Source organism: Desulfobaculum senezii (assembly GCF_054657395.1).
On the sequence record NZ_BAAHYU010000005.1, the window covers coordinates 118,937 to 145,254 of the forward strand.

Here is a 26,318-nt window from a genome sequence, read left to right on the forward strand (position 1 = left end):
ACGCTGTGTGGTCCGGTGGTGTGCGTCTGGCGCGTGGTGGTGGTCTGCATCAGCGTGCCTCAATGTCCATGATGATGTTGCCAAAGGCGTCAACCCGCGCCGTGGCGAAGGGGGGCACCGTCACGGTGGAGCTGTATTCGATCAGAATGGCCGGGCCGGGCACGACGTTGCCGGGCAGCAGCTCCCCGCGCGAAATGATGCGGGTCTCGTGGATTTTGCCGTCAAAGACCACGGGCTGCACGCCTTTGATGGCGGCCTCTGGCACTTGCTCCGTCAGCGTCTGCGCCGGGGTGAGCTCCGGCTTGGCGGCGCGGCCTCTGGCGCGCAGGCGGATGTTGACGATTTCCACAGGGCGGCCGGGGTTCCGGTAGCCGTAGCTGCGCTCGTGCAGTGCCTCAAAGGCGTCTACGACGTCGCCCTCCATGGGCACCATGATTTCAAAGGACTGTCCGGCGTAGCGCATATCAAGGAAACGCTCGAACACGATGGCCTCGTCGGCGAAGCCCTCACCGCGCAGTTCCGTCAGGCCTTGGTCCTCCAGCGGGGCAAAGCTGCGGCGCAGGTCGTCTGTGGTGACGTCCTGCGCGGTCTGCATGATGGTTTGGCTGTAGTCCTTGATGACGTCGGCCATGAGCATGCCCACGGCGGAGAGGATGCCCGCATTCACGGGGACGAAGACGCGGGGCATATTCAGCAGGCGCGCAAGGAAGGCGCAGTGCATACCGCCCGCGCCGCCAAAGGAGAACAGCGTAAACTCGCGCGGGTCAAAGCCGCGTTCCACGGAGATGACGCGGATGGCGCGCTCCATGTTGGCATTGGCGACATCAAGGATGCCCTCGGCAAGTTCCTGCGGGCTGAGGCCCGCCGCCTGCGCCATGGTCTCCATGGCGGAATTCAGGCGCTCCGTTTCAAGGCGCATTTCGCCGCCGAGAAAGTGGTCCGGAACAAGGCGGCCAAGGTAGAGGTTGGCGTCAGTCACCGTTATGCGCGTCCCCTTGCCGTAGCAGATGGGACCGGGGTCCGCGCCAGCGCTTTCGGGACCGACAGCAAGGCTGCCGCCTTCGTCCAGCGAGGCAATGGAGCCGCCGCCCGCGCCCACGGTGTGGATGTCGATCATGGGCACCTTCACCGGGTAGCCGGAGATGGCGGACTCCATGGTCAGGGGCAGGTCGGCGTCCAGCAGGGCCACGTCCGACGAGGTGCCGCCCATGTCAAATGTAATAAGCTGGTCGTAGCCTGCGGCCTTGCCAATGCTCATGGCGCCCACTGCGCCGCCCGCAGGGCCGGAAAGGATGGTGCGGACGGATTCGCTCATGGCCGTATCCACGGAGATGGACCCGCCGTTGGACTGCATGACGCGCAGGGGATTGTCGCCCACGGCGGTTTTCAGGTCCGTGAGGTAGGCGCTCATCTTGGGTGAGACGTAGGCGTTGACCACCGTGGTGGAGGTTCGCTCGAACTCGCGGAATTCCGAAAGGATTTCGTGCGAGGCCGACACCGGGATGTTCAGTTCGGCCAGCATGTCGCGCATGGCGCGCTCGTGCGAGGGCTCCAGAAAGGAAAACAGAAAGCATAGGGCCACGCTTTCGGCCCCTGTTTTGCGGATGGCCTCAACAGCGGCGCGGGCCGAAGCTTCGTCAAAGGGGGCGACTTCCTCGCCGTCTTGCCCAATGCGGCCGCCTACGCCAAAGCGCAGGTCCGCCGGGACGATATGCGGCTGGCGCCTGTAGCCAAGGTCGTAGAGGTCCGCGCGGTTTTGGCGGCCAATTTCCACAACGTCCGTGAAGCCTTCGGTACTGATGAGGGCGGTCTTGACGCCCTTGCGCTCAAGGATGGCGTTGGTGGCCACAGTTGAGCCGTGAACAATGTTCATGGAGGCGGGGGGGATATCGCCGCCGCATATATGCCGGATACCTTCAATGACGGCCTTGGACGGGTTGTCCGGTGTGGACAGGCGCTTGTGGACGCCCCAATTGTCCCCGTCCCTGTAGATAAAATCCGTGAAGGTGCCGCCAGTATCGACGCCGAGAATGAGCATGAGTCCTCCAATTTTCCAACTTTGGCAAAGTGGCGACCAAAACGCCGCGGTATGCCGTCCTGCCCAGTGAGCAAAATGTATTCCATGCGGGCATCAGCGGAAAAATGCCGTCTTTTGGGTGGAATATAGGGCCTTCGCGCAGAATTTGTAAAATTGCGAATGCCTGTTGACTATTGGATGAAAAACACAATAATGTCAAAGCGAAAGCTGCAATTGGCAATATTGTGAAAATTTGGCTGATCGGTGGCGGCAGGTGGAACGTGTGGAAAACCGCATGGTTTCTTGCCCCGGGGCAAAGTGGAGTGGGCTGGTGCAACATGGCATGCACATTGCTCAGTCAGGAGTGTGGCCGAGGTCTCTCGGTCGACGTATCGCAACACTCCCTTTGACCGGGTTTCAGGGGGCCAACGCGTCTCCCCACGCTTCGCGCCCCCTGTCCGGTCCCCCCTCACAGTCACCTCAAGGAGGCCCACATGCTCAAGCGAATTCTGCTTGTCCTTTGTCTGCTGCTCATCGCGGCCCCCGCCAGCGCCGCCACGGTGCGCATGAACTGCAACGCTATCTATGGTCCCAATAATTTCCATACGAAGGGTGCGGTCAGCTTTGCCGAAAAGGCCAAGACGTACACGGACGGAACGGTCGTTATCGAGGTGCACCCCGGCGGAAGCCTTGGCTTCAAGGGGCCGGAACTGCTCAAGGCCGTCAAGGACGGCACCCTGCCCATGTCCGACATCCTCATGGGTGTTGTGGCCGGCAGCGACGAGGTCTTTGGTCTGTCCACCATCCCGCTGATTGTGGATTCCTACGACGAAGCCATGCGTTACTACGAGGCCTGCCGCCCCCAGTATGAAAAGGCCTGCCGCAAATGGAACCAGAAGCTCCTCTACGCCGCCCCGTGGCCCCGCAGTGGCCTGTACACCAAAGGCCCCTTTGAAAAGCTGGCCGACATCGAAGGCCTGAAAATCCGCACCTATGACAAAAACGGCGCGGACTTCCTCAAGCGTGCCGGCGCCAGCCCGCAGTCCTTGCCGTGGGGCGAGGTGTATTCCGCGCTGTCCACCGGCCTTATCGACTCCGTCCTGACGTCGTCCGTGTCCGGCGTGGACGGCAAGTTCTGGGAAGTGCTGAACCACTTCACCAAGGTGAACTACGCCTATCCGCTGAACATGTTGACCATTAATATGGATTACTGGAACGCCCTTGATGCAGGCCAGCAGAAGGCCCTGATGCGCGCCGCGAAGGAAGTGCAGAAGGAGCAGTGGGCGGCCTCGCGCAAGGCTGTTGAGGACTCGCTGAAGATTCTGGCCGAGAACGGCATCGTCATCACCGAGATGACGCCCGAAGTGGCCGCAGGTCTCAAGGCCGTTGCCGCCGACATGCTCAAGGAATTCAAAAAAGACGCCCGCAGCGGTTCGCTGAAGGCGTTGTCCGCCTACGGCAAGTAAGAAGGACGCTATGTCTCGATTGATTGCCGCGCTGGAGCGTCTCTCCGTGGGAGGGGCGCTTCTGTCCGCAGTATTTATGGGCCTGACGGTCCTGCTTATTGTGGTGGAGATTCTGCTCCGCGCCACCAGCGGAGCGTCCACCTTCGTCGCCAGCGAGTACAGTGGGTACTTTCTGGTGGCCATTGTGGTCTTTGGGCTGGGCTTCACCCTGAAGGAGGAAGCCCATATCCGCATTACTCTGCTGCATTCCCGCCTTTCCGCGCGCTGGCGCAAGGTGGTGGATGTGGTGGTGGCCCTGACCTCCATGGCCCTGACCATGTATATCCTCGTCTACTCCGTTCAGCTCGTCTACGAGACGTATTCCCTTGAAATGACGGCAGACACCATTTCCGAGACGCCGCTGTGGATTCCGCAGTGCGCCATTCCCTTGGGGTTGGCGGTCTTTTTGCTGCAATTTGTGGCGTTCATCGCCGGGAGGGTGCGAAAATAATTTCCGATCCGCTTCTTCTGGCCGTGGCCGTTATGGCCGTGATGATGATTCTGCTCCTGTCCAGCAAATGGATTGGGTTTTCGCTGTTCGCCTCGGGTGTTGCGGGGATGCTGCTCTTTGAGGTGCATCTGCCGCCCACCATTTCCATATGGGACAAAATAGGCGACCTGCTCGCCAACTCCGTGTGGAATTCCCTGAACTCGTGGGCGCTGACGGCGCTTCCCCTGTTTATCCTGATGGGCGAGATTCTCTACAGAACGGCCATCTCCACGCGCCTGCTCAATGGTCTTGTCCCGTGGTTGTCCGGGGTGCCCGGACGTCTGTATCACATCAACGTGGTGGCGTGCTCGCTGTTTGCGGCTGTCTCTGGCTCCAGCGCGGCAACTACCGCCACCGTCGGCAAAATTACCCTCAGCGAACTCACGCGCCGGGGCTACCGCAAAAGCCTCGCCATCGGCTCCCTGGCCGGGGCCGGGACGCTGGGCTTCCTCATTCCGCCAAGCCTCATCATGATCATCTACGGTGTGCTGTCGGATACATCCATCGGCAAGCTGTTCATTGCCGGGGTTATTCCCGGGCTGGTGCTGGCGACTATGTATTCCGTCTACATTGTGGCGCGCGCCAAGATGGACCCGGACGCCATCCCCGGTGAGGATGAAACCTACACATGGGCGGACCGCTTTGCGGCTTTGCGTGACCTTATCCCCGTGTTTGGGCTTATTGTACTGGTCCTTGGGGGCATCTATGTCGGGCTGACCACGCCCACCGAGGCTGCGGCCATCGGCGTGGTGGGCGCGCTGGGACTTGCGCTGTATTTCCGCAACCTGACGTGGACGAACCTGCAGCAGGCTCTGCTGTCCGCCGTGAAGACCAGCGGTATGATTTGCTTCATCATTGCTGGCGCGGCGTTTTTGTCGCAGGTGGTGGGCTTTGTGGGCATTGCCCGCGCCATCAGCACCAGCATTGCGGAACTGAATCTGTCCCCGTATACGCTGATATTGGTGCTGGGGCTGATGTATCTGTTCCTCGGGATGATTTTGGACGGCATTTCCATCGTTGTCATGACGCTGCCCATCGTGCTGCCCATTGTGCAGAGCGCTGGGTTCGAGGCGCTGTGGTTCGGCATCTTCGTGGTGTTTATGGTGGAATTGTCGCAGATTACCCCGCCAGTAGGCTTTTCCATCTTCGTCATTCAACACATCGCCAAGGAGGACGTGAGAACCATCCTCAAGGCGACCTTCCCGTTCTTCTGCATCATGGTCATTATGGTGATGCTGGTGACGGTGTTTCCGGATATTGTCTTCTTCCTGCCGCGGCAGATGATGTAGCCGTCTGGCCGGAATGTGCCCAAAACAAAGCCCCCGCGTCCGTTTGTGATGCGGGGGCTTTTTGGTGGGAGTGTGGCGGGGCTAGTCTGCTGTGGCGATGGTGTTCCCGCCGCGCTTTTTGGCGCTGAGCATGGCCGCGTGGGCGCGGTCCAGAAGGGCCTGCGCTGTAGAGTCTTCATCGGCAAGCTCGGCCACGCCTATGCTTATGGTGGCGTCAATCTCCACCCCCGCGCACTTGAACGGCGTGGCCTCCGTGCGCTCGCGGTGTTGCTCCGCCGAGGCGTACGCGCCATCAAGGGGTGTGCCGGGGAGCAGGATGCCGAACTCGTTGCCGCTGAGGCGGGCTACGGTGTCGGTCTTGCGGCTGTTGCGGGCGATGGACGAGGCCAGTTGCTTGAGTAGCGCGTCCCCCGTGCCATGCCCGTGCTTGGTATTGACCTTCGAGAAGGCGTCAATGTCAAAAATGATGCACGACAGCGGCGTCCCGTAGCGCACGGCGCGGTTGTATTCGCGCTGGGAAAAGTCCATGAATGTTGGCCGGTTGTAGACGAAGGTGAGTTGATCCTTGGTGCTCATGTCCGACAGCGATCCGGCGCAGCGGGCAAAAACCGTGGCGCTGCGTACGTGCCAGACGCACGAGGTCAGCACAAGGAGCGCCGCGCAGATGCCAAGGATGATGTAGGGCCTGAGCGATATAAACCACGGGGCGTCCACGCTGGATGTTGGCTGAACGGCAAAGGCAACCAGCGGCGCGTCGCGCAGTTCGGTGACGGCTACGAACCGGTCGTTGCCGTCCAGCGGCGATTCCACAACAAAGGGCGATTCCGGGATTCTGTGGTGGACGGTGATGTTTTGGTGCTCCAGCAGCATGCTGGTGCTGGCCTGGGTCTCGGGCAGAGTGAAGACGGTTTTGCCGTCCTGCCCCAGTATGCCGATGCTTTGTCCATCCGGAATGGCCATGTCGGCAAAGGTGTCCTCCAGCGCCTTGATGGAGACGATGGCGACAATGATATTTTCAATATTGCCGCCCGGGGCGCGCACGGCGATGCTGGTTCCGATGAAGCGGCGGCCGCTGACGCGGGATTTAAGCGGGGTGCCGACAAAAAGCCCCTTGTGCCCATGGGTCAGGTGCGCGGAGGCATAGTCGCGGTCCTGCACGTAGGGCGGGGAGCCGGTCTGCGTCCAGTGGGTGATGTGTCCGCGTTTGTCGAGGACCATCATGTCCAGCAGATAGGGCAGGTTCTCCTTGCGCCGTTTCAGGAGCGAGATGATTTCCTGCCGGGTGGCGTTTCCGTCGTTTTCCAGCGCGCTGATGGTGTCGCGCACGCCAATAAGGACCTGCCGCGTACTGAGAAAGGCTCGGTTTGTTTCAATGGCGACAACGTGCGAGCGGTGGGCAAGGCGGGAAAGGGTGGAGTCGACAATGTGCTGCTTTTCAGCGTTGGCCGCGTAGGCAAGGATGAGGGCCAAAAGCAGAAAAATGGCGGCGGAGAGGAGAAGCGCACACACAATGGAGCGCTGCGACGTTGCAGACGCATGCGGCTGTGCGGCAGGAGCATCGTGTGGGGCTTGTTCCATCACGTCTTCGTCCACCGTGCAAGGAGTTGACCGATATGTCAGAGACCCTCAGTTGTCCTTATATTGTATGGATGGACAGGGAAACTGTAAACCTTAGTCCACGCGGGACCGCACGCAGGTGCTAACCTGCTCCATTTCTTCAGGAAAGGGTGCGTTGGCGGCGCTTCCAAGCGCGCCGGTGGAAGCCGCGGCGTCCTCTCTGGGCGTTTTGGGGGGGCGTGGGGAACGGGCGGGCGCTATCCACCGAAGAGGACGGTCAGTATCACCACAAGCACCAGCGACGGCAGAAGGTTTGAGAGGCGGATGCGCTTGATGTCCAGCACGGTGAGGCCGATGCCAAGGATGAGAATGCCGCCGGTGGCCGTCAATTGCGTGATGATGGGGTCCGAGAACCAGCCCTGGAGCGCGCTGGCGAGCAGGGTCAGCCCGTACTGAAAGATGAACAGTGGAATCACCGAGAACAAGACGCCAACGCCAAAGGTGGCGGCAAGGACGATGGCGGCGAAGCCGTCGAGCATGGATTTGGTCAGCAGCAGGGTGGGGTCGCCGCGCAGTCCTTCGTCAAATGCGCCGATGATGGTCATGGACCCGACGCAAAACAGCAGAAACGCGGTGATGAGGCCGTCAATGAACAGGTCGTTCTTGGAGCCGACGCGTTTTTTAATTGCGCCGCCGAAGTTTTCAAAGAGGGTTTCCAACTTGCACAGCTCGCCAATGATGCCGCCAATGACAAGGCTGAAGATAATGGGGAGCGGATTGGTCATCTTGAGCGCCATACTCATGCCAAGGACCAACGTGAAGAGTCCAAGACCCTGAAAGACGATGCTCCGGATATTCTCCGGCATGCGGGTGCTGATGATGAGGCCGGCGGTGCCGCCTGCAAGAACGGCTGCAACGTTGATGAGAGTGCCTGTTGGAATGATCATAGGGCACTGTTGTAGTGGAAAAGCAGAGTGGATACAAGAAGGAAATCGGCGCGCCGCAGTGTTTGGTGCCGAAGACTGCGGCCCGTTGCCTCTGCGCCGTGCAGGTGGCCTGTTCTGGCGCGGAGAGGCAGGAAAGCGCTGCTTTTGGCGGGGCGGGGCGCGGTAGGAGGGCGGTATGCCTCGGGAGGAAACGCGGCAAGAGGCGCGCGGCGTGGCGCGCATGACGAATTGGCTTGACGAAAAAGCAAGGGCTTCATAGTGAATCCCGGGGGGTGCAAGCCCTTGCGTAGGACCACGTTCCCGAAATGGCGGTATAATCCTTTGCGCCGGAAGGCCTCTGATGAATGCAAACAACCTGATAAACTTGCAAAAAATACTCGCCGCGGTGGAGGAACTCCGCCGTGAGGCCGGTGAAACCATGCCCTCGCACCAGATGGCCGCGTTTTTATACATTGCGGCGTCGGGCGGGTGCTCCATGGCCGCGCTTGCGGAATTTCTTGGCATGGCGCAGTCCACGGCCTCGCGCACGGTAACCACCCTCGGCCCGCGCCACGCCACCATTAAGGAGCGTCCGGGCTACGACCTTATCACCGCAGAAGAGGACCCCCGCGAACGCCGCCGCAAAAACCTGCGTCTGACTACAAAGGGCAAGGCGCTGGCAAAGCGCTTGTCAAAAATCATAGGTGATGACAAAAAGATACAGGGTGATGGCGCGATTAACGCTTGACCACGCGCCGCGCATCATATAAATGCCAGTCCCAGCCGCCGAGGACACTCTCCCAGACGGCACTTTTCCCCATACCTTGGCCCACGCCAAGGACCAATATGGCCGGGTGGTGAAATTGGTAGACACGCCGGACTCAAAATCCGGTTCCAGCGATGGAGTAAGGGTTCGACTCCCTTCCCGGCTACCACAAAGTCTTATAATTCAAGCTCTTAGTAGCCTTGAAGTTTCTTCCGAAGCGGTGACATTCTGGTGACATGTCACCGCTTCTTTTTTGTCTGTCAGCACTCATTCTTGTGCCTTCCGTCGAACTCTTGCTCCATCTCCAGAGCCTCTGTCTTTGAGGTTTGGCTCCTTGCCCAAACTGATTGGTGGTTTTTGTATGGAGCGAGGGGCTTACGTCTTTTTTCTCCGCCTGTTTTCCGGAACGTCCGGATTGCATTTTTTTGTATTCTGCGGAGTCAGAATCGTTTGCCCAGGGTGTTTTGTGCCCTTTTCCTGTGCTCCCTTCCCGCCTATCGGGTGGTGTTGTATTTTGATGCATTAGGGTCATGAGAAGAGCCCTGTGATGGTGATTTCTTGGTGACTCATCACTTTTTCGCCTGCTTCATAGTCAACACCTTGCCCTGCATCTGCCGGACCCTTTGGGCCATTTCTAGAGCCCTGGCGTTTTCCGTCTGGCAATACCTCCAAAAGGCTTTGTTGGTTTCGTGCCCTGTGAGGGCCTTTGCGTTTTCCTCCCCTGCTTCAAGGGCAAAAGCCGTCGCCGTGCTGTGTCTGGTTCCCCCGTATAAATCGACGGTGACGCCGACGGCTTTGCTCGCCCTTTTCCAGCATTCATAGAGATAATTGCGTCCAAACGCTGTGTTGGCTTGGATTCCGTGGCGGCGAGTCTTGTGGTGCCGGAAGAATGGCATGTGAGGCATGGCCGGGAATGAGGCCTTCATGAGCGCAACCATTTCTATGTGTTCTTCGACAAGGTGGACGATTTTTCGTTTGAAGCGGCCTCGCGACTTGGTTGGTTTCCATACGACGATGACACCGGGATCGGTTTTGACGTCATCCTCTGTGAGCTTCACAAGATCGCCAGGCCTCAGCGCCAAGTACGTTCGCAGCAAATCGACACCAAGCCACACCTTCGGATTGTCCTCCCAAGTCTGCTTCTTCAGTTCGTCCATGATCAGCGTCTGCGTCTTGAGGTCGATGATTTTGCGGTAGCCGAGCTCGTAGTGAACTTTGGGAATGATGGGCACTTGATGAGGCGTGATGATTTCTTCTTCCACAAGAAAGGTCTTGAAGAAGGTGTTCAGCGTGGTTCTGTAGTTGAATCGCGTCTTGTCTGAAACCTTTAACGACCACAGGAACTGCTGGATGTCCCTCTTTTTGATGTCTTTGACATTGGCGTTGCCGAAGAACGCTTTTGCCTTTGCCATGTGGTTCTTGACGGCGACAAAGGATTTCATGCCGCTGGCTTTCTTTTCATCAAGGTAGAGGTCGGCCAGTTTGTCGAATGCGTATGGAGAGTCTGCGCGGTAGTCGAGTGGATCGAAGGTGCCTTCGTTCTTTTTGAAGCGAAGGCCATTGAGGAAGTATTCAGCTTTTTCGTACGTGGAGAATTGTTTGTTAATCGAACTGCCAAACCTGACAAAGAATTTTTTTGTCGCCATTTGGTCCGGATGTTCGGGGCAGAACAGGCCATTTCTGTTTGAGACATGAACAAGCCTTCCGCCGCACACCGGGCACTTTTGCCGTGTGTAGATGTTACCAAGCATGCATAGTTCACCTCCTTGTTTGTGGGGGAAGCAAACTTTACCACGTGAAGTATTTCCGTTCCACCTGGTGTTGAACATGTTGCTTTGATTGGGTTTTGTGTTGTGGTGAAGGTTTCTACACAACAAGGCCAATGAAGCGAGAGTCAGAGGGCGTTGTTACCGTCCCTGCTGCAAAATGGAACATCTTGGCGCTTAGAACAGAGAATGTTCCAGCACGTGACCAATCTTCCAGATTAGGCCGAGGGCGAGGATGAGGAGTGTGGCCCAGAGCCATGGTTCGAGGGTGTCGACGAGGGTGGTCAGGGGAGAGTGGGTGGTGGCGTTGTGGGGATGTTGCTCGGATGTGTCGGGGGATTTGGTCGAGACAGGCATCATGAGCCTCCGGCGATGAGGTGGCCGAGGGCGCGGACGCCTTGGAAGAGTGCGGCGCAGGCGGCCACGGCAAGGCATGCGAGGCAGAGCTCAAGAACGATTCGTGCGGAAACGCGCAGCATGGAGCGGGTGGTGGTCATAGTGTGACCTCCCCGGTTTGCGTCGGGACTTGAGGGAGTGCTGGGTACGCATGCCCGTGCGCACCCAGCAAGAGCTCCCGCCGCAGCGGCACACGACCTCACGGGTGAAGGAATCCCCTTGGCTAAGTCGTGCCCACTTTCCTTCGCGGAAGCCTCTTCCGCAAGTCCCGACAATGATACCAATTCCTACGAAATCTCCACGACAAGTTCGCGAGCCCCTGCTTTTGCGGCCGTAGCGCGCGTTGCTTCAGGATGATGCGCGGGGTTGTCGTGTAGATTTACAGTTAGAAGAAATAATTCTATTGGTCAACATAAAAATAGAAGAAATTCTTCTTTCAGCTGGACTGGATGTTTTGGCGGCGATGTTTACTCATGAGTCGGGAAGAATTTTTGCGAAAAAAGGGGGCGGGGAAGTGTGGGTGGTGCAAAGAAGTGCAGGGAAGTAAAGGGCTGCAGAATAAAACAACCGACAAAAGAGGTGTGAACCCTGCCGTGCTCTGCTGTCAAAGCGACGGGGGCGGACAAGAAAAGCCGCATGCATCAGGTGCTGGCGGAGTTAGTCTTTTGGGGGACGCTTTTTGTGGGAAATAACAAGGCGAAGTTGTGCTTTCCCGGGCGGTTGTCTTTTGGTAGGTGGTGGATGAAGATGGGAAGTTATGATCTTCAGCCTGCTGCATCCCTCTTTCTTTCATTGGGAGGCTGCTCTGCTTCCTGCCCCTTGCTGAGGAGTTTAACTTTTTCTTCTACTTCAAAATGAAGCGACGCAGTGCTCATGCCGAGGGCTTGGGCGATTTTCGCTGAGTCGGACACAGTCAGAGACTGGGGCGCGGATTCGTTTCTGATTTTGCGCCACTTGACCACAACTGCAGGATCATCCCCCCAGATCAGCCGAGCTGTCTGCGAGTGGTTCAGGCCCTTCTCACGGGCCTTCTCCACGACCATTTGCACGAATACCCTTTCGTAAAACTCTGATGAATACATACCGTTAATGTAGAATATTTTATTCTACTCCCACATTGCTAAATTCTTCTTGACCGAGTAGAAGAATTTGTTCTAATTTCACGTCATGAATACACCGGAACTCTTTCGAAGGCTCAGGCGGCAGTTTGGGACCCATTCGGAGGTGGCACGTCAAGCGGGCGTGACGCCAGAGCACTATCGCTTTGTTCGGAGAACAGGACGATTGCCAAGGCGTTTGAAAACGTTGCTTGAGCTCTTGCTTCTGCAAAGGGAGGAGGCGGAGAAACGCCGCCAAGATGAAGAGGAGAGATGCTCCGGTGTATAAATCCTACCCCAAAGACTCCTTCAAGCAAGGATAACTATGGCGGGCGTTTCATCATGCGGTCACAAGCTCCTACACCTGTTCTGCGGGCTCTTCATAAAGTAGCCCATGACCAAGGTGCCATATCGATAAGGCAGCTTGCCGATGCCGTTGGAATCGCCGCCAGTTCCCTTTACGCAAAGCTGAATCCTTACGATGAACGGCAACTCAACGTTGTTCAATTGCTTCGCCTTTTGGATCGTCTTGAACCTCTGCCGTTCCTCGACGCCCTGTGCCATCGGTATGGTTTTCGGGCTTTCCCCGAATCCTGCCCCGTCCCCAATGGCCACTCCATCCATGAAGAGATGGTCCACGATCATGTGGCCCATGCTGAATTCTGCCGCGCCATCGAAGAGGGCGCTTCCATAGACGAGATAGCTTCTTTGGCCCGTCGGGCCATTCGCGAGATTGAAGAGACGCTCGCGCTGTATCACCGCGTCCGGCATCTGGCCCAAGGCCCGGCCGGGGGCGGCGCCGTGCCGAAAACGGGCGGGTAGTGGCCTGCCTGAGCTTCTTTGCGTGGTTCATCCAACAGGGGGAACAGTCATGAACAGCAAAGATGACCGCATTGCGGAACTTGAGGACGTCATCCTGCGGCTGAATGCCCGCATCACGCGGGTGAATTCGCGGAACCTGTGCCTGTCTCAGCGCCTCGACAAGCTGGTGGTGGAGAACTCGCTCCTTGCCGAACGGCTCGACGAACTGGAGGACTCCGCCGCCGAGAGGTCCGAGGAGTGACGCCATGCTGGAAGCCAGCGCGCATGCGCAGATCAGGATGGCGCAACGCGGCATCTCCTACCGGCAGGTGAGGGAAACGGTGCTCTACGGCAAGCGCCGCTCGCAGTTTGGCGGGCGCGTCGCCCATCGGCTCCGCCGTATTGTCGTCATCACCGACGGCGTGGACACCGTCATCACCGCGTGGCGTATGCCGCGAGGCCACAAGGTGGACCGGAGGCGGCTATGACGGAGCGCCAAAAACGCGAATGGCTCGACCGCCACACCTTCTACTGCGAGGCGCTGCACCTGCGCCTGACTCCAGACGAATGCCGCGCAATGCGAAACCGGCCTGTGGTGGCGTTTACCTTTGACGTTCCGCTTCGGCCGCTCCCATGTGGACGTTGCCTTGACTGGCAACGGGCCGAGCCGGGTGGGGTGGTTCTTTCCTCTTCGCGGGCGTTTGAGGGGCCACGCCGGACAGGGCGACGGCTGAAACGCCTTGAATCGCCGCCGACATCACCAGAAGTGCTCCTTGCCCGCGCCCTCAGCATCGCCGAGTGGGACGAGCGCCGGCGGACACCGCTGGATGAGCTTGTCCGCGTCTACAACCTCTGGGCGGAAGTCTGCGAGGAGCCGCGCTATCCCGAAGATTCCATTGTGCAGATGATCCGCGACCGGGGCGGCAGCGTGCCGCTGCGGCGGTTTGTTTGCAAAGGTGAGCGCGGGCGCTGCGTCTGCGCCAGTGACCGGCTGGACCGCTGGGTGGCCTATGTCCAGCTTCGATGCACAACACAGGAGGACACACGGCATGAAGAAGTTTGACGACGGCGTCAATGGCCCCGGCGGCGTGCGCGTCGATTCCGACGGGCAGATTTCCTTGGTCGCACACCTGCAGGCCTTGGCGTCATACCGCCAGCGTTTGGCCCGCGCGGAAACCAAGGCCAAGCTGGCTTTGCAAATGGAGCTCGACGCCTGCCAACGCCGGCTTCACACCTTTGCCGGGCTTATCCGTTACCGCCGGGAGCTGGTGCGGGCGCGAAGCGTGTGCTTTGGGCTGGCTATGCGCTGTGACGCAAGCGGGCGCCCGGAGGAGGCCTCGTGGTGGGATGCCGCCATGACGCGCCTGCACGCTGAAATGCGCGAGACGGATGTCCAGATTCAGGAATGGCTGCTGGCCGAGGCCGGATGGGGCGATATCCCCGGCGCCGGGTATGCCGGGATGCCGCAATGATGAAAAACGTGCCGCCCCACAGTATCGAGGCCGAGGAATTTGTGATCGGCTCCTGCCTTATGCGCCCCGGCATCATCGAGGAAGTGGCGGGGCTGATTAGCGCTGACGACTTCTACGACCAGCGCCTTGGAAAAATCTTTGCCGCCATTATGGCCCTGTCGCGTCAGAGCGCGCCGGTGGACCTTGTGTCCGTGTCCGAGACGCTGGGCGCTCTTGGCGACCTCGACGCCGTGGGCGGACCGGCGCGCCTTGGTTCCCTTGCCGAGGCGGTGGCGCTGCCTGTCCATGGCCCCAATGCGGCCCGCGCCGTGCGGGATAGGGCTCAGCGCCGCGCCATTATCCGCCTTGCCGAATCCCTTGTGCAGGGGGCGCAGGATCAGGGGGCGGAGCTTGGCGCGCTCGCCCTGGGCGCCCAACGCAAACTGGACCTCGCCCTTGAGGACCGGAGCCTGTCGACCTCGCGCAGCGCCGGCGATTTAGCCATGGATTGGGTGGCCTCGCTGGAGCGCCTGCAGGAGGACGGCGGCGCGGGGATCCGCACGCCGTTTCATAAGCTGAACGGCCTTGTGACTGGCCTCGTCCCCGGGGAGGTCTTTGTGGTGGCCGGGCGTCCGGGAGGCGGCAAGACCGCGCTTGCCTTGAACCTTGCGCTCCACGCAGCGGAGCAGGGCTACGGCGTAGGCGTCTTTTCCATGGAGATGCAATCCGTCCTGCTCATGAACCGGCTGTGCGCGGCTGGCGGCGAACACGCGGTGTGTGGTGGCGGCCTTGTGGATGCCCAGCGCTTTCGCGACGGCAAATTCTCCCGCGCGGATTGGCAGGCCATTTATGAGTTTGCCGAGCGCGCCCGTGAGCTGCCGCTGTACTTCTCCGACAAGCCGTCCATCCGGCCAAGCGAAATGCGCGCGCAGGTGCGGCGGTGGAGCCGTATGGGCGTGCGCGTGGTGGCGGTGGATTACCTGCAGCTCATCACGCCCGAGAACCGGGGCGGTAGCCGCGAGCGTGAGCTCGCCGAGGCCAGCCGCCTGCTGAAAAATACGGCCGTGGAGTGCGGCGTCAGCCTCATTTTGCTTTCCCAGCTCAACCGCGAATCCGAGAAGGCCAAGCGTCCGCTGCTCTCGCACCTGCGCGAGTCCGGCGCCATTGAGCAGGACGCCGACATTATCCTCTTCATCGTGCCGTGGAAGACCAAGGGCATGGACGCCCAGGGTGACAACGTGGAGGTGGAGCTGGACGTGGCCAAGGGCCGGAATAACACGGTGGGATCGTTCAGGCTGGTGTACCGCAAAAAGTACCTGCGGTTCGAGAACGTGCCCTACGAGAAAAAGGGCGGTTAGGGCGCAGCCGCCGAGAGATTGTGCGCCGCGCGGAGGACGCCATGGGAGGTTTTCCACGGCTGACACGGGATCAGGCCAAGGCGTGGGGCTATTGCGCGCACTGCTGCGCGTATTCCCCGCAGACGGACAGGCGCTTTTGCATGCTGTTTCGCGATGAGGCGCCGGGGCCGTTTTGCGACCTGTCGCCCGAGTATCTGGAATTCGTGCGGCGGATGTTCAAGCTGGACGGGCCGCGCTGGAGTGAAAGGCCCATGCAGTCCTAGGCCCGCGCCGAGGACGGGAGGTTTGAGAATGTCCATGAACAAGGATTTCCGGCTGCGTGTCGGAATGCTCGACCATCCAAAGACCATCCGGCTCTACGCGAGGTATGGCGGGGATGGCGTGTTGGCGCTTTTGAAACTGTGGGAGCACGCCGCCGTGTACAAATGCGACGGCATTTTCCGCAACAGCATCAAGGAGGATCTGCTCATAGCTGCGCGGCTCCGGCCCGGAGATCCGGCCGTGGACCTGTATGTGGAAACGCTTGTGTGGTTGAGGTTCGTGGATCTCTTGGACGAGGACGTCTCACTGGAGGAGTACGACTCAGACGAGGCCCGCGCTGAAGCGCTGGAGCGCGCCAGAGTGGATATCTGGTTCGACAGCCCGGAGGAGGTGGCCGAGTTCCTCGACGCCGCCGCTGCGGAAAATTTTCAGCCCGTCTTTGCACTGCATAATTGGGTGCGCCACAACGCCTACGCGGCCAGAGCCTACGAACGAACCAAGCGCGCCAGCCGCAACGCGGCGCGGCGGTGGAGCGACAAAAAGGGCAAACGGAATGCTGCGCGCAATGCTGTTAGCAATGCCACCAGCAATGCCAATAGCAATGCTACCAGCAATGCCAGTAGCACTGCCAGTAGCATAGCGCCCAGCATTGCCAGTAGCACTGCGGCTAGCAATGCCAACAGCAATGCTAATAGCAATGCTAGTGGCAATGCTCCTTCTCCTTCTCCTTCTCCTACTCCATCGTATAGTGTCCGGAGCGATTCAGATCGCTCCAAACCGTCCATGCCTGGTGAGGATCTCGTGTTTTGTTCCTTCCCCACGAATCGGAAAAACCAAACGTTTGAAGTGCTTATGAGCAAGATTGACGAATGGAAGGAAAGTTATCCCGCCGTGGATGTGGAGCAGGAGGTCCGAAAATGCAGGCAATGGAACGTGGACAACCCGTCACGCCGCAAAACAGCGCGCGGCGTGCTCAAGCATGTGAGTGCGTGGCTTGCCCGGTGTCAGGATCGGGGCGGAAGCTTTGGCCGTGGGGTGGATGCGTTCGATGGGCCGAAGGATGTGCGCTCATTCAGCGATGAGGAGCTGGAGCGCATGAAGACGCAGGGGGAGCCGGGCAGGACCTCTTTTGGTGAAGAAACGGTGAAATCCCACGGCGACACGTGACGGCGGCGGTGAACGAGAGTGAAAAGGGCGAGGAGCAGGTGACAAACGAGGGTGAAGCACACATGGACGAGCGTGAACGCTACATGACCCTGCTGGAGCGGTGCAAGGCAGCGCGGGAACGGGGGGAACGCCCAACGGTCAGCGACGATGAATTCCACCTGCTGCTGGCGTATTCGGACTCCCAAAAGGCCGTGGCCGCCTGCCTTGGCGTGGTGGAATCCGCCATCTCGAACCGCAAAAAGCGCCTGGAGGCGGCGGTTTCGCGCAGCGTCAGCCTGTTTTCAGCCAACAGGATTCTGGAGCGCCAGCTCTCCACGGCGGAGCAGCTGGACTCCATTGGCCGCCAAGCGCGGTTGCTTCTGGAGCTGGTGCACACCGTGCTGGAGGGCGAAACGCAGGAGGCCTACAGCGCGCGGGCTAAGCTGCTGCGCCTTGCTGGCGGGCGTTCGGACCTGCTGACGGCGTGCGTGAAGCTGCAGGGCGAGCTGCGTAAGCAGTTGGAGCTGGACTTCTCCATGAAGGCGAAAATTTACGACCTCAAGCAGGTGCAGGAGTTTCAGGCGGTGGTGCTGGAGGAGATCGGCAAGGCCGCGCCCGAGGTGCAAAAGCGCATTACGGAGCGGCTGGTGGAGGTGAATGCGGCGCGAAGCGCCTTGGATTTCGGAACGGGCGCGCAGGAGTAATCGTATCGCGCTGACGGGTACGGGGGTGAGGATTGGTGGCACAGCGTATGCGTTTGCAGGCCGAAAAACACGGAGAATCCGGAAGGGCCAAAGCCGGCGGCTGTAAGGCGCGAGAATCGAAGCCATATTGAGGAAGCTCAAAGTTTACACAATGCCTATTATGAGACAATAGGCAGCTAACGATATTACGCGCAGGGCGGGGATTTTGGGCGGATGTCGCCTAGGACGGACGGTGAGGATGTGGCGGGAGCCGGACGGAGCGCGCCGACACAAGGCGGCTCGGACCGGCGCTGGAGGCCACGAGGGGCGCGAATGCGGCCAGGACGGCGCGCGGAGACGGAAATGGGCGCAGCGGCAGGGGGGTACGGGGGCGCAGCCGGAGGTACCCGCGCCATCATCCCCCTGGGGGTATTTCGCTCTGGCGGGCGTGTGTCGCTTGCAAAATTTTCTGGGATTTTTGGCTGGCTGAAAATCGCCGGGGTACGGCGGCAGACGCCAAACAGCAGGGCAAACGAGAGCGCAAAATCGGCGCGCGGCGGCGCAGGCTATCGAGAGCCACAAAGCGGCGGCGGGCGGCCACAGCGGGGAATGACGGCATGATGAAGCAAGGCTTTTACGGCGGCGGGCTCCTGAGCGAGTTCACCTACAAGCTGCAGGAGGCCACGGGGCACCACGACACCGGGCCGCGTCCTGAAAACGTGGGGCAGTGGGCGGAGCAGAAGCAGCTGCGGCTGGACCGGGGGTGGTTCACGTTCGATCGGCACGAGTACCTCGAAGAACCCTACCGTGACGACCATCCCCGGCAGGTGGAGGAGAAGTGCGCGCAGATGGGCAACAGCGTGAAGGCCATGCTCACCACGTTCTACTCCGCGCGGTTCATGCCGTTTGTGGGCATCCTGTACCTGTTCCCGTCCAAGTCCGGCGTCGGCGACTTTGTGCGCTCGCGCGTGAACCCGCTGGTGGAGGACAACCCCGAGGAAATCGGCGCGTTCATGCGCGATACGGACAGCGTGGGCCTCAAGCGCATGTGCGGCACCAACCTCATCTTCCGGGGCACAAAATCAGCGGAGGGCCTGCGCTCCGACCCATGCGACATGGTGCTGTACGACGAGTACGACCTCATGCCCGCAGGCGTTGAAGAGGCGGCAAAAGGGCGGCTTGGCCACTCGGACTACAAGTGGGAGCGCTATCTCTCCAATCCGACCATCCCGGACTTCGGCATCGACCGCCAATTCCAGCTTTCGGACCAGCGCTACTGGCACGTGCGGTGCCCGAGGTGTGGGCAGTACACGTGCATGGAGGAGCATCCGCTGGAGGAGGTGCTGTGGGAGAAGGCTGACGGGGAGGTGATCCGGCTATGCCAGCAGTGCCGCAACGGCGAACTGGACGTCACGCAGGGGCGGTGGGTGGCGAAATATCCAAGCGTGACCGAGGTGCGCGGCTACCACTATTCCCAGCTCTTCTCATCCTTTGTCAGCCCGGCGGAGATTCTGCACGGCTACCGCACGACCAAGAAGCTGGGGGACTTCCACAACTACGTGCTGGGCATGCCCTACATCGAGGCGGAAAACCGCCTCTCACGGGAGCAGATTTTGGCGCTCTGCGGCACGCACGGTGTGGCGTCGAGCGATAAGGGGCCGTGCGTCATGGGCGTGGATCAGGGCGGCAAGCTGCACGTGGTGGTGGGGCGGCGGCATCCGGACACTGTGGCGCATCTGGGAGAGTACGGCGACTGGGAGGAACTGGATCGCCTGATGGATGAGTTCAACGTGGCGTGCTGCGTGGTGGATGCCCAGCCGGAAATGCGCCCTGCGCGGGCCTTTGCCCAGCGGCACCCCGGCAAGGTGTTTTGCTGCTTCTACTCGGAGCAGCAGCGCGGCGGGTATGCGTGGAACGAGGCCAAGCAGGTTGTTACGGTGAACCGCACCGAAAGTCTCGACGATTCCCAGCATGTGCTCCTCAAAGGGCAGGTGGTCTTGCCCAAATACTGCGGGGTGGTGGAGACGTTCGCTGCGCACTGCAACAACCTCGCAAAGAAGCTGGAGGAGCGCGACGACGGCAGCAAAAAGTACGTGTACGTGAAGCTCTCGCAGGAGGATCACTTCCGCCACGCCATGAATTACATGACCGTGGCCATGCGGCGCTGCGAGGGCAGTTACTACGGCGACTGCGACATGGGGTAAGCGATGCGGCAGCTCACAAAGCGGGAAACGGCAATGGCTGGGGCCTTTTTGGAGGCCGGGGACGGGCGGCAGTTCAGCCGCGTGGCGGGCGGCCTTGCGTGGCCGGCGCGCGGGAAGCCGGGGTTCCTTGTGGTGCTCGGGGAGGACCTCACGAAGGATCCAGATTTTGGCGTGCGGCATGTGCGGCGCCTGACTGAGGCGACGCAGTGGCAGGGCGAGTCCTTCATGCATCCGGAGCCGCTTTTGCGGTGCGCGCTGGAGCTGGCGCGGCTGTGGCTGGTGCCCATGTGGTACGCGCCGCAGTCAGTCTTTGAGCACACCGCCCTGCGGGAACTCAACCGCGAGCTGGAGCGCGAGCGCGGCGCCAGAGTCCGCGTGACCGCGCCCCCGCATTACTACGACGGCAACGCCCTAACGCTCTACAACGCCATGGTCCGCAAACGCGTCGCCACCCAGAAAACGCTCCACTTCGGCGAAAGCCTCATCCCCGGCGACCTCGCCACCTTCCCGCCGGACCTTACTGGCGTCGCCTTCGACGACCACCCGCCAGCGGCCGCCTTCTTCTGCGCCCTGGCCGCCCTCGAATTCTCCACCCCAAACCCAACCCGCCGGCGCCGCGTGGCCGCAGGCCCGGCGGATAGTGTCGGAGGGTACTGATGCAGCAGTCCAGAATGCTCAGCGGCAAGCGTGAACTCATGCAGTTCTTCGGCATCGGCGAAAAGAAACTCATGAAATGGATCAAAGAGCTGGATTGTCCGGCCTATCCCGACACGCAGGGCGTGTATCGCGCGTGGTCCGGTGATTTGACGGAGTGGTACGCCGAAGCCTTTGGCCCGAGCCCAAAATGTGATGATTCATGCCGCTTGTCGTGAGCGCGGGCTTGCGCATGAAGCGTTTCTGCGTAATAATCGCTTCAAATGGTGAAGCGATTAGGAGCCGTAAATGCCTCAATATATCTGGGAACAGGCGAACTGGCCTGATTTAACATGGGATTCGTCGAAGCTACTTGAACCTCTTGCCGAGTGCCGGCGGGAGCAAGGCCGACTGCAGGCGCAGCTGGAGAGCTCCGGCTTTGAGGACGACCTTGCGGCGCAGGCTGAAACACTGGAAGAGGACGCAATCCAAACCGCAGCGATTGAGGGCGAAAAGCTCGACCGCGAGATGGTGCGTTCGTCTGTGGCAACGCATCTGGGCCTTGAGCAGGGCGGTTTACGCCCGGCCAGCCGCGCCACGGATGGCTTGGTGGAAGTGCTCCTTGACGCCACACGAAACTATGAACAGCCGCTCACGCTGGAGCGCATCTGCTCCTGGCACGCCGCATTATTCCCGACCGGGCAATCCGGCCTGAAGCGCATCGTGGTTGGGGCGTGGCGCGACGAGCATATGGAGGTGGTGTCTGGGCCAATCAACCGGCCCAAGGTCCACTATGTGGCCCCGCGTCCTGATGCATTGGAGCACGAGATGGCGTCCTTTGTGTCTTGGTGGGAGCAGAGCCGCCAGGGGCTGGACGGAGTGCTTCGGGCCGGGCTGGCGCACCTGCGTTTTGTGACCATCCACCCCTTTGACGATGGCAACGGCCGCATCGCCCGAACGCTCATGGATTTGGCCTTGGCGCAGGATGAAAGGCGTTCGGTGCGCTATTACAGCCTGTCCGCCCAGATCATGAGCCGCCGCAACGAGTATTACGACGTTCTGGAGCAGACCCAAAAGGGCGACGGCGACGTGACCGAGTGGCTGCTGTGGTTCCTTGAGCAGGTCCGCCTTTCAGTCACAACCGCAGGCCAAACCATGGCCCGCGTGCTTCTCAAGGCAGAGTTTTGGCGCAAGCACGCCGCAACCCCGCTGACGGACCGCCAACGCAAAGTCGTCAACAGACTCCTCGACGCAGGGCCGGAGCACCTCGGGGGCGGCTTTGAAGGGGGCCTGACAAACCGCAAATACAGCGGCATGACCAAAGCCTCCCGCGCCACAGCCTACCGCGAAATCACGGATTTGGTGGAAAAGGGCATCCTCTCACAGCGCGCCAAAAAGGGGCGGAGCGTGGCGTATGATTTGGTGTGGTGAGGTGGCAAGTCGGTGAATGGGGCGCGGTTATGAGAGTCCGGTTTGCTCTTTCGTCGTTTTTTATTTTGAGCAGTATGAATGCAAAGGAGGGCAAAGTGCCCAAAGTAGTCACATACTCTGAAGCGAAAAAGAATTTGTCATCGACGATGGATTTGGTGTGCGACACGCATGAGCCGGTAATCATTACGCGGCAAAACGGGCGATCTGTAGTTTTGATGTCTCAGGAAGACTATAACAGCATTATCGAAACTGCCTGTCTTCTCGATAGCCCAGAGAATGCAGGACGGTTGCGCAAAAGTATTCTTTCTGCTGAGCGCGATAAATAGGAAGGTATGGATTTCAAGAACGTGCTGCGTTGACAGAAGAAGACACTTTGCAGTGAAAAGCCGCATAGACCAATCCCGCGAGACGCCTTTTGAAGCCGTTTCAAGGCGCCGTGCTCCACCCTGTCAACCCCCTCCCTGGCACCGCCCTGGTGCATCCCTGGTACCTCCCTGGCACGTCCCTTCCCAAAACCCCGTGTTATAGCCGAGCTGAAAAATCAGCCCGGCTTTTTTGTTGGCGTTTGGCTGGCAAGGCGGGCTGCGGGAGCGGGGTTTTGGGATGGTGCATGGTGATGCGGTGGACTGGAGTTTGGCTCCGCATTTTGTGCCCGGAGAGTGGGGGCCTCGGGTTGAGGTGGTGGCTCCGGCCTTGATCTATGAGGCCAACGCTATCCGCGAGGCTTCCGGCGCGCCGTTTATCGTCATGTGCTCCTACGCCACTGAGGGGCATTCCCCAAAATCCTACCATTACGTTTTCCCAGACATACCGGGCCGCGAGAGGGCGCTTGCTGTGGACTTCCGCTTTGGGGATGCACCGGGCGGTCGCCCCCTGAGTTTTGAGCGGCAGTTTGCGCATATCGCCGCGCGAGAGGGCGTTGGGGCCATTGGGTTTTATCCCATTGGCTTCTGCACCCGGCGCGGGCGCAAGCGCATGCGGCCGTTTTGGCATATCGATCTTCGTCCCCGCGACAACGGGCGCCGGCTCTATTGGGTGCGCGATGCGTGGGGGCAGTACCTGTGCAGCTTCGATAGGTACGAGCATGTGGCGCCGTGGCTTGGCATTGCCGAGATGCTGCGGAGCCTGAATATGTAGCCCCGGAGGATCGTATGGGGACGCTTACCGTGATTCTTGGGTTTTTGAAGGCTAATTGGGAGATTATCGCGCTAGGGACGCTGGTGGTGGACAAGGTGGTGGCCGCCACGCCCTGCAAGTGGGACGACCTGCTGGTGACGGGCGCCAAGGCCGCACTGGGCGCCGCCACGGGCCGCAAGCTCAAGGTGCTACTTCTTCCGCTGCCGCTGTGCGCCATGTTCCTTGCGGCCTGCGCCACGCAGACTGCTCCCGCCTACACGCCGCCTGCGCCGTGCGAGGGCCAGCCTTCGCTGATTTTGGAGAAGATGCCGGATCCGCGCGCCGCGTCGGGCCTGCTTATTGTGGCGAACGCCGCCGCAGTGAAGGCGGAGCTCTACACCGCGCAAGAGGCACTGGCCGTCATCGACACCATCGAGGCTTTTCTGGCGCAGGCCGGGAGCTACAGCGAGCTGGTCAGCTTTGTGATGGAACGTGTTGCTGACGCGAATGCCCGCGCCGGGACACAGGTTTTCCTTGTGGCAGATCTCCTGCCCCAGCTGGAATCCCCGCTCCCAATCAGCGCCTGTGACCGCGCCCTTGTGCGCATCCATCTGGCGAAGCAACGCCTCGCGATCGCGGCGGTTGGAGCGGAGTAGGGCATGGTGGACGGAACCTGCGCAGCGCACGACGCCACGGTCAAAGCCCTCGAACGCGGACAGGACGAACTGAAAGACCTTGTCCGCGCGGGCTTTGCCGAGATTAAGGACGCCCTCGCCGAAGCTGACCGCAGCGCCAGCGCCAATGTCCGGCGTCTGCACGAGCGCATCGAAGAGGAGCGCAACCGCACGGACGCGCGGTTTCACGCTGAGCGCCAGCATGTGGACGAGTGCCTGCTGCAGCTCAATCGGCATATGTCCCGAATGTCGAATCAGGTGAATTTGTGGCTTGGCGGGGCCATTGTCGCGCTGTTTCTGCTGCAGGTGGCGGTGGGCGCCTATGTACATACGCAGGTGCAGGACGCTTTTGCCCAGCCCGCAGCGGTTTCGGAGGTGCACCGTGACCAGTAGCACGCCGCTCAGCCGCCTTGCGGGTACGCTGTGGACGGAGTTTGCCGACGTCCGCGACCGCCGCCAGCAGCACATGGAATCCGTGTGGCTGGAGGACGCGCGCCAGTACAAGGGCCGCTATGACCCGGATATTGAGGCGCGCCTTGGCGCCAAGCGCTCCCGCGCCTTCATGCGCCTGACCAAAATCAAGTGCGACGTCATCCTTGCCCGCCTGCTGGACCTGCTGTTCCCGAGCACGGGCGAGGCAAACTGGGCCATTGCGCCAACGCCAAAGCCCCACCCCGCGTGGGTGCGGCGCTACCTCGCCGAGGTCGCCCATCAGGATGTCCCCGCCGACGCGGACCTTGAAGCCATCGCGCCCAAAATCGCCGAACAGGCCGCCGCAGCCATGACGCTTAAGATGAAGGACCAACTGGCGGAGGGACCAAGCCGCCGTGGCTACCGCAGCGTCAACCGCAGCGTCCTCAAGAGCGGGCTTATCTATGGCCTCGGCATCCTCAAGGGCCCGCTTGTGGAGCGCCGCAGCGAGATGCGCTGGGTGTTTCTGGATGGCGCGGGCGAGGGCGGCGCGCTGGATATCCTGCAGTCGTGGGATCTGAGCGAGGTCGAGACCGGCGAGCTGTTGCCGTATTTCACGGACGTTTTGATCTGGAACTTCTACCCGGACATGGACTGCGTGAACATCAAGGACGCCCGGTTCGTCTGGGAAACGAGCCTGCTCCTCAAGGCGGACATGGAGGCCCTTGCCCAGCGTACCTCGTTCAACGGCGCGGTCATCCGCGACTATTTGTGCCAGTTCCCCGAGGGCGACGCCACGCTGGAGCCCTTCGAGCGTGACCTGCGCGGGCTGGACCAACACGCCGAAGTGCCGCGCGACCTGACGCACCGCTACCGCGTGCGCGAGCGCTGGGGCTTCCTCTCCGGGGCGGACCTGCTGGACGCGGGCGTGCCTGTGGACAGACTTCTGCCCGAGTCGGAGCGGCAGGGCGTTGTGCTCCGGTTGGCGGCGCAAAAGACGGCATTCACCGCGCAGGAGGAGGCCGACGCGCTGCGCCAGCACGTGCGGGGGCGGGAGTACATGTCCAACGTCTGGATGCTTGGCGAATCCACCATCATCAAGGCCGTGGTCAGCCCGCTGCGCGGCGTCCGCCTGCCATACTACCTTTGGTACTACGAGAAGGACGAAAGCAGCATCTTTGGCGAGGGCGTGCCGCGCGTTATGCGCGACCCGCAGGCCGCCCTGAACGCCGCCGTGCGCAAGATGCTGGACCAAGCCGCCATCAGCGGCGTGATGTTCGGCATCAACGAGCAGGCCTGCCGCGACGACGACCCGCAGGACATCCACAACGGCCGGGTGTTCTTGTTCGAGAACGTCGAGGACGTGGAAAAGGCCATCAAAATGTGGCTTATCCCCGCCAATACCGAGCATTACCTGCACATTGTCAAGCTCATGCAACTTTTTGCGGACGAGGTCACCACGCCTTCGTTCGCGCAGGGCAGCGGCCGCCGCGTCAAGGGCGCTGGCGAAACCGCCTCTGGCCTGTCCATGCTGATGGGCGCGCTCCAGATCAACCTCAAGGAACTGGTCCGCACCTACGACGACTGCATCACCTCTCCCTTCGTCAAGGCCCTCTATCACTGGAATATGCAGTTCTCCCACAAGCCCGAAATCATGTGCGACGCCGACGTTGTCGCCAAAGGTTCGAGCGCGCTCATCGCCAAGGAAATCCACGGGGAAAAGCTCATCAAGGCCGCAGAACTCAGCGAGCGCCCGCGCTTTGCGGGCATGACCAAGGAGCGCGACCTCCTCGCGGAAATCTTTCGCAAGCTGGACGTCTCCGCCGACCTGCTGCGCACGGACGAGGAATTCGCCGAGTGGCAGGTGGAGCAGGCGCGTCATGCGGCGCGGGCGCAGGTGGAGGCCGTGCTTGAAGCAGTGGAAGAGAAATTCGGCCCGGAAAAGGCCGAGGAAGCCCTGGCTCTGCTGCTTCGGACCACGGCCGCGCAAACGCACAATGTGGAGGCGGCATGATGCCCTTCAAAGACGCCGTAGACGCCGCGCGAGAGCATGCGGACACCCCGGCGGGGCGGGCGATTTTGGCAGCCTTCCGGGCGAAGGCTGCCGCGCTGTCGCGGGAGCTGGAGTCCGCGCCCCTTGCCCGCGTGCGGGAGATTCAGGGCGGCATAAAGGCCCTGCGCGAGGTGGCGGCGCGGCTGGAACAGGAGCGAAAACCCAAAAGGGACGGCGCATACAGCTAACAGGCACCCGGTGAAACGCCCGCAGCGGGCGGCGCATGCGCGGATTGATGGCTCCGTGGCTACAGGCCAAGGCCACGCCCACTAGCCGCGTAGCGCGCC

31 protein-coding genes and 1 tRNA gene are annotated in these 26,318 nt (G+C 60.8%); 25 read left to right on the plus strand and 7 right to left on the minus strand.

All coding sequences use genetic code 11. The features are described 5' to 3' along the window. Window positions 1–49: 49 nt before the first annotated feature. A complete protein-coding gene (locus tag ACYQ2T_RS17060; protein ID WP_459902057.1) occupies window positions 50–2,038 on the minus strand; it encodes a hydantoinase/oxoprolinase family protein in 1,989 nt (662 codons plus the stop codon). 473 nt (window positions 2,039–2,511) lie between these two features. On the opposite strand from ACYQ2T_RS17060, the gene ACYQ2T_RS17065 reads away from it, so the two are divergent. The 3 genes from ACYQ2T_RS17065 to ACYQ2T_RS17075 are packed head-to-tail and all read left to right on the plus strand — an operon-like array spanning window position 2,512 to window position 5,301. Continuing rightward, window positions 2,512–3,483 (plus strand): TRAP transporter substrate-binding protein, encoded by a 972-nt coding sequence (locus tag ACYQ2T_RS17065; protein ID WP_459902058.1) that lies wholly within the window; start codon window positions 2,512–2,514, stop codon window positions 3,481–3,483. Window positions 3,484–3,493: 10 nt separating this feature from the next. Further along, window positions 3,494–3,973 carry a TRAP transporter small permease subunit gene (locus ACYQ2T_RS17070; protein WP_404845305.1) on the plus strand — a complete coding sequence of 160 codons (480 nt, stop codon included), beginning with the start codon at window positions 3,494–3,496 and terminating at the stop codon, window positions 3,971–3,973. Beyond that, complete coding sequence (locus tag ACYQ2T_RS17075; protein WP_459902171.1) at window positions 3,970–5,301, plus strand: TRAP transporter large permease; 1,332 nt, start codon at window positions 3,970–3,972, stop codon at window positions 5,299–5,301. The genes ACYQ2T_RS17070 and ACYQ2T_RS17075 overlap by 4 nt, the downstream gene beginning before the upstream one ends. 81 nt (window positions 5,302–5,382) lie before the next feature. Here the strand turns inward: ACYQ2T_RS17075 and ACYQ2T_RS17080 are convergent, their stop codons facing one another. Next, window positions 5,383–6,879: a sensor domain-containing diguanylate cyclase gene (locus tag ACYQ2T_RS17080; RefSeq protein ID WP_459902059.1), complete on the minus strand. Its 1,497-nt coding sequence runs from the start codon at window positions 6,877–6,879 to the stop codon at window positions 5,383–5,385. Window positions 6,880–7,115: 236 nt separating this feature from the next. Continuing rightward, window positions 7,116–7,805 carry a DUF554 domain-containing protein gene (locus ACYQ2T_RS17085; RefSeq protein ID WP_404845306.1) on the minus strand — a complete coding sequence of 230 codons (690 nt, stop codon included), beginning with the start codon at window positions 7,803–7,805 and terminating at the stop codon, window positions 7,116–7,118. A 340-nt stretch (window positions 7,806–8,145) separates the two neighbouring features. Between ACYQ2T_RS17085 and ACYQ2T_RS17090 the strand changes: the two genes are divergently transcribed. Then, window positions 8,146–8,532 carry a MarR family winged helix-turn-helix transcriptional regulator gene (locus ACYQ2T_RS17090; protein ID WP_459902060.1) on the plus strand — a complete coding sequence of 129 codons (387 nt, stop codon included), beginning with the start codon at window positions 8,146–8,148 and terminating at the stop codon, window positions 8,530–8,532. A gap of 100 nt (window positions 8,533–8,632) precedes the next feature. Next, window positions 8,633–8,719, plus strand: a tRNA-Leu gene (locus tag ACYQ2T_RS17095). Between the two features lie 400 nt (window positions 8,720–9,119). Here the strand turns inward: ACYQ2T_RS17095 and ACYQ2T_RS17100 are convergent. The 3 genes from ACYQ2T_RS17100 to ACYQ2T_RS17110 form a co-directional block, all read right to left on the minus strand. After that, entirely contained in the window at window positions 9,120–10,301 is a 1,182-nt protein-coding gene (locus ACYQ2T_RS17100; RefSeq protein ID WP_459902061.1) for a tyrosine-type recombinase/integrase, read from the minus strand. Between the two features lie 192 nt (window positions 10,302–10,493). After that, window positions 10,494–10,676 carry a hypothetical protein gene (locus tag ACYQ2T_RS17105; protein WP_459902062.1) on the minus strand — a complete coding sequence of 61 codons (183 nt, stop codon included), beginning with the start codon at window positions 10,674–10,676 and terminating at the stop codon, window positions 10,494–10,496. Continuing rightward, a complete protein-coding gene (locus ACYQ2T_RS17110) occupies window positions 10,673–10,813 on the minus strand; it encodes a hypothetical protein (protein ID WP_459902063.1) in 141 nt (46 codons plus the stop codon). Before ACYQ2T_RS17110 ends, ACYQ2T_RS17105 begins: the two co-directional genes overlap by 4 nt. 242 nt (window positions 10,814–11,055) lie before the next feature. On the opposite strand from ACYQ2T_RS17110, the gene ACYQ2T_RS17115 reads away from it, so the two are divergent. Further along, on the plus strand, window positions 11,056–11,259 hold the full coding sequence (locus ACYQ2T_RS17115) for a hypothetical protein (protein ID WP_459902064.1): 204 nt from the start codon (window positions 11,056–11,058) through the stop codon (window positions 11,257–11,259). A gap of 217 nt (window positions 11,260–11,476) precedes the next feature. Here ACYQ2T_RS17115 and ACYQ2T_RS17120 read toward each other — a convergent pair whose 3' ends face one another. Further along, a complete protein-coding gene (locus ACYQ2T_RS17120; protein ID WP_459902065.1) occupies window positions 11,477–11,761 on the minus strand; it encodes a hypothetical protein in 285 nt (94 codons plus the stop codon). Between the two features lie 390 nt (window positions 11,762–12,151). Between ACYQ2T_RS17120 and ACYQ2T_RS17125 the strand changes: the two genes are divergently transcribed. The 19 genes from ACYQ2T_RS17125 to ACYQ2T_RS17215 all read left to right on the plus strand — a co-directional run bounded on the left by ACYQ2T_RS17125 (window position 12,152) and on the right by ACYQ2T_RS17215 (window position 26,219). Further along, window positions 12,152–12,631 carry a phage regulatory CII family protein gene (locus ACYQ2T_RS17125; protein WP_459902066.1) on the plus strand — a complete coding sequence of 160 codons (480 nt, stop codon included), beginning with the start codon at window positions 12,152–12,154 and terminating at the stop codon, window positions 12,629–12,631. Window positions 12,632–12,680: 49 nt separating this feature from the next. Next, window positions 12,681–12,872, plus strand: a complete 192-nt coding sequence (locus ACYQ2T_RS17130) for a hypothetical protein (RefSeq protein ID WP_459902067.1) — start codon at window positions 12,681–12,683, stop codon at window positions 12,870–12,872. A gap of 4 nt (window positions 12,873–12,876) precedes the next feature. Continuing rightward, the gene (locus ACYQ2T_RS17135; RefSeq protein WP_459902068.1) at window positions 12,877–13,098 is read left to right on the plus strand and encodes a DUF4258 domain-containing protein; all 222 of its coding nucleotides are present in this window, start codon (window positions 12,877–12,879) and stop codon (window positions 13,096–13,098) included. Further along, complete coding sequence (locus ACYQ2T_RS17140) at window positions 13,095–13,673, plus strand: hypothetical protein (RefSeq protein ID WP_459902069.1); 579 nt, start codon at window positions 13,095–13,097, stop codon at window positions 13,671–13,673. The genes ACYQ2T_RS17135 and ACYQ2T_RS17140 overlap by 4 nt, the downstream gene beginning before the upstream one ends. After that, window positions 13,660–14,082, plus strand: a complete 423-nt coding sequence (locus ACYQ2T_RS17145) for a hypothetical protein (RefSeq protein ID WP_459902070.1) — start codon at window positions 13,660–13,662, stop codon at window positions 14,080–14,082. The genes ACYQ2T_RS17140 and ACYQ2T_RS17145 overlap by 14 nt, the downstream gene beginning before the upstream one ends. Beyond that, complete coding sequence (locus ACYQ2T_RS17150) at window positions 14,079–15,419, plus strand: replicative DNA helicase (protein ID WP_459902071.1); 1,341 nt, start codon at window positions 14,079–14,081, stop codon at window positions 15,417–15,419. The genes ACYQ2T_RS17145 and ACYQ2T_RS17150 overlap by 4 nt, the downstream gene beginning before the upstream one ends. A gap of 41 nt (window positions 15,420–15,460) precedes the next feature. Then, window positions 15,461–15,682, plus strand: coding sequence for a hypothetical protein (locus tag ACYQ2T_RS17155; protein WP_459902072.1), 222 nt, complete (start codon window positions 15,461–15,463; stop codon window positions 15,680–15,682). A gap of 28 nt (window positions 15,683–15,710) precedes the next feature. Then, complete coding sequence (locus ACYQ2T_RS17160) at window positions 15,711–16,847, plus strand: hypothetical protein (RefSeq protein WP_459902073.1); 1,137 nt, start codon at window positions 15,711–15,713, stop codon at window positions 16,845–16,847. 8 nt (window positions 16,848–16,855) lie between these two features. Continuing rightward, window positions 16,856–17,530 (plus strand): hypothetical protein, encoded by a 675-nt coding sequence (locus ACYQ2T_RS17165; protein WP_459902074.1) that lies wholly within the window; start codon window positions 16,856–16,858, stop codon window positions 17,528–17,530. Window positions 17,531–18,126: 596 nt separating this feature from the next. Next, window positions 18,127–19,713 (plus strand): phage terminase large subunit family protein, encoded by a 1,587-nt coding sequence (locus ACYQ2T_RS17170; RefSeq protein WP_459902075.1) that lies wholly within the window; start codon window positions 18,127–18,129, stop codon window positions 19,711–19,713. A gap of 33 nt (window positions 19,714–19,746) precedes the next feature. Then, window positions 19,747–20,370, plus strand: a complete 624-nt coding sequence (locus tag ACYQ2T_RS17175; protein WP_459902076.1) for a hypothetical protein — start codon at window positions 19,747–19,749, stop codon at window positions 20,368–20,370. Then, a complete protein-coding gene (locus ACYQ2T_RS17180; RefSeq protein ID WP_459902077.1) occupies window positions 20,370–20,585 on the plus strand; it encodes a hypothetical protein in 216 nt (71 codons plus the stop codon). The genes ACYQ2T_RS17175 and ACYQ2T_RS17180 overlap by 1 nt, the downstream gene beginning before the upstream one ends. A 70-nt stretch (window positions 20,586–20,655) precedes the next feature. After that, complete coding sequence (locus ACYQ2T_RS17185; protein ID WP_459902078.1) at window positions 20,656–21,777, plus strand: Fic family protein; 1,122 nt, start codon at window positions 20,656–20,658, stop codon at window positions 21,775–21,777. Window positions 21,778–21,872: 95 nt separating this feature from the next. Then, complete coding sequence (locus ACYQ2T_RS17190) at window positions 21,873–22,103, plus strand: type II toxin-antitoxin system Phd/YefM family antitoxin (protein WP_459902079.1); 231 nt, start codon at window positions 21,873–21,875, stop codon at window positions 22,101–22,103. A gap of 277 nt (window positions 22,104–22,380) precedes the next feature. Next, entirely contained in the window at window positions 22,381–22,914 is a 534-nt protein-coding gene (locus tag ACYQ2T_RS17195) for a hypothetical protein (protein WP_459902080.1), read from the plus strand. 14 nt (window positions 22,915–22,928) lie between these two features. Continuing rightward, entirely contained in the window at window positions 22,929–23,549 is a 621-nt protein-coding gene (locus tag ACYQ2T_RS17200) for a hypothetical protein (protein ID WP_459902081.1), read from the plus strand. Between the two features lie 3 nt (window positions 23,550–23,552). Further along, window positions 23,553–23,960 (plus strand): hypothetical protein, encoded by a 408-nt coding sequence (locus ACYQ2T_RS17205; RefSeq protein ID WP_459902082.1) that lies wholly within the window; start codon window positions 23,553–23,555, stop codon window positions 23,958–23,960. Continuing rightward, a complete protein-coding gene (locus ACYQ2T_RS17210) occupies window positions 23,950–25,992 on the plus strand; it encodes a hypothetical protein (RefSeq protein ID WP_459902083.1) in 2,043 nt (680 codons plus the stop codon). The genes ACYQ2T_RS17205 and ACYQ2T_RS17210 overlap by 11 nt, the downstream gene beginning before the upstream one ends. Next, window positions 25,989–26,219: a hypothetical protein gene (locus ACYQ2T_RS17215; protein WP_459902084.1), complete on the plus strand. Its 231-nt coding sequence runs from the start codon at window positions 25,989–25,991 to the stop codon at window positions 26,217–26,219. The genes ACYQ2T_RS17210 and ACYQ2T_RS17215 overlap by 4 nt, the downstream gene beginning before the upstream one ends. Window positions 26,220–26,318 lie beyond the last annotated feature (99 nt).

Coding starts and splice junctions, on each gene's coding strand:
- ACYQ2T_RS17200 (WP_459902081.1), top strand. CDS start 22,929: ATGGGGACGCTTACCGTGATTCTTGGGTTTTTGAAGGCTAATTGGGAG.
- ACYQ2T_RS17080 (WP_459902059.1), bottom strand. CDS start 6,879: ATGGAACAAGCCCCACACGATGCTCCTGCCGCACAGCCGCATGCGTCT.
- ACYQ2T_RS17140 (WP_459902069.1), top strand. CDS start 13,095: ATGACGGAGCGCCAAAAACGCGAATGGCTCGACCGCCACACCTTCTAC.
- ACYQ2T_RS17070 (WP_404845305.1), top strand. CDS start 3,494: ATGTCTCGATTGATTGCCGCGCTGGAGCGTCTCTCCGTGGGAGGGGCG.
- ACYQ2T_RS17185 (WP_459902078.1), top strand. CDS start 20,656: ATGCCTCAATATATCTGGGAACAGGCGAACTGGCCTGATTTAACATGG.
- ACYQ2T_RS17105 (WP_459902062.1), bottom strand. CDS start 10,676: ATGATGCCTGTCTCGACCAAATCCCCCGACACATCCGAGCAACATCCC.
- ACYQ2T_RS17205 (WP_459902082.1), top strand. CDS start 23,553: ATGGTGGACGGAACCTGCGCAGCGCACGACGCCACGGTCAAAGCCCTC.
- ACYQ2T_RS17085 (WP_404845306.1), bottom strand. CDS start 7,805: ATGATCATTCCAACAGGCACTCTCATCAACGTTGCAGCCGTTCTTGCA.
- ACYQ2T_RS17065 (WP_459902058.1), top strand. CDS start 2,512: ATGCTCAAGCGAATTCTGCTTGTCCTTTGTCTGCTGCTCATCGCGGCC.
- ACYQ2T_RS17180 (WP_459902077.1), top strand. CDS start 20,370: ATGCAGCAGTCCAGAATGCTCAGCGGCAAGCGTGAACTCATGCAGTTC.
- ACYQ2T_RS17150 (WP_459902071.1), top strand. CDS start 14,079: ATGATGAAAAACGTGCCGCCCCACAGTATCGAGGCCGAGGAATTTGTG.
- ACYQ2T_RS17100 (WP_459902061.1), bottom strand. CDS start 10,301: ATGCTTGGTAACATCTACACACGGCAAAAGTGCCCGGTGTGCGGCGGA.
- ACYQ2T_RS17170 (WP_459902075.1), top strand. CDS start 18,127: ATGATGAAGCAAGGCTTTTACGGCGGCGGGCTCCTGAGCGAGTTCACC.
- ACYQ2T_RS17090 (WP_459902060.1), top strand. CDS start 8,146: ATGAATGCAAACAACCTGATAAACTTGCAAAAAATACTCGCCGCGGTG.
- ACYQ2T_RS17125 (WP_459902066.1), top strand. CDS start 12,152: ATGCGGTCACAAGCTCCTACACCTGTTCTGCGGGCTCTTCATAAAGTA.
- ACYQ2T_RS17110 (WP_459902063.1), bottom strand. CDS start 10,813: ATGACCACCACCCGCTCCATGCTGCGCGTTTCCGCACGAATCGTTCTT.
- ACYQ2T_RS17130 (WP_459902067.1), top strand. CDS start 12,681: ATGAACAGCAAAGATGACCGCATTGCGGAACTTGAGGACGTCATCCTG.
- ACYQ2T_RS17175 (WP_459902076.1), top strand. CDS start 19,747: ATGGCTGGGGCCTTTTTGGAGGCCGGGGACGGGCGGCAGTTCAGCCGC.
- ACYQ2T_RS17215 (WP_459902084.1), top strand. CDS start 25,989: ATGATGCCCTTCAAAGACGCCGTAGACGCCGCGCGAGAGCATGCGGAC.
- ACYQ2T_RS17155 (WP_459902072.1), top strand. CDS start 15,461: ATGGGAGGTTTTCCACGGCTGACACGGGATCAGGCCAAGGCGTGGGGC.
- ACYQ2T_RS17195 (WP_459902080.1), top strand. CDS start 22,381: ATGGTGCATGGTGATGCGGTGGACTGGAGTTTGGCTCCGCATTTTGTG.
- ACYQ2T_RS17135 (WP_459902068.1), top strand. CDS start 12,877: ATGCTGGAAGCCAGCGCGCATGCGCAGATCAGGATGGCGCAACGCGGC.
- ACYQ2T_RS17160 (WP_459902073.1), top strand. CDS start 15,711: ATGTCCATGAACAAGGATTTCCGGCTGCGTGTCGGAATGCTCGACCAT.
- ACYQ2T_RS17145 (WP_459902070.1), top strand. CDS start 13,660: ATGAAGAAGTTTGACGACGGCGTCAATGGCCCCGGCGGCGTGCGCGTC.
- ACYQ2T_RS17060 (WP_459902057.1), bottom strand. CDS start 2,038: ATGCTCATTCTCGGCGTCGATACTGGCGGCACCTTCACGGATTTTATC.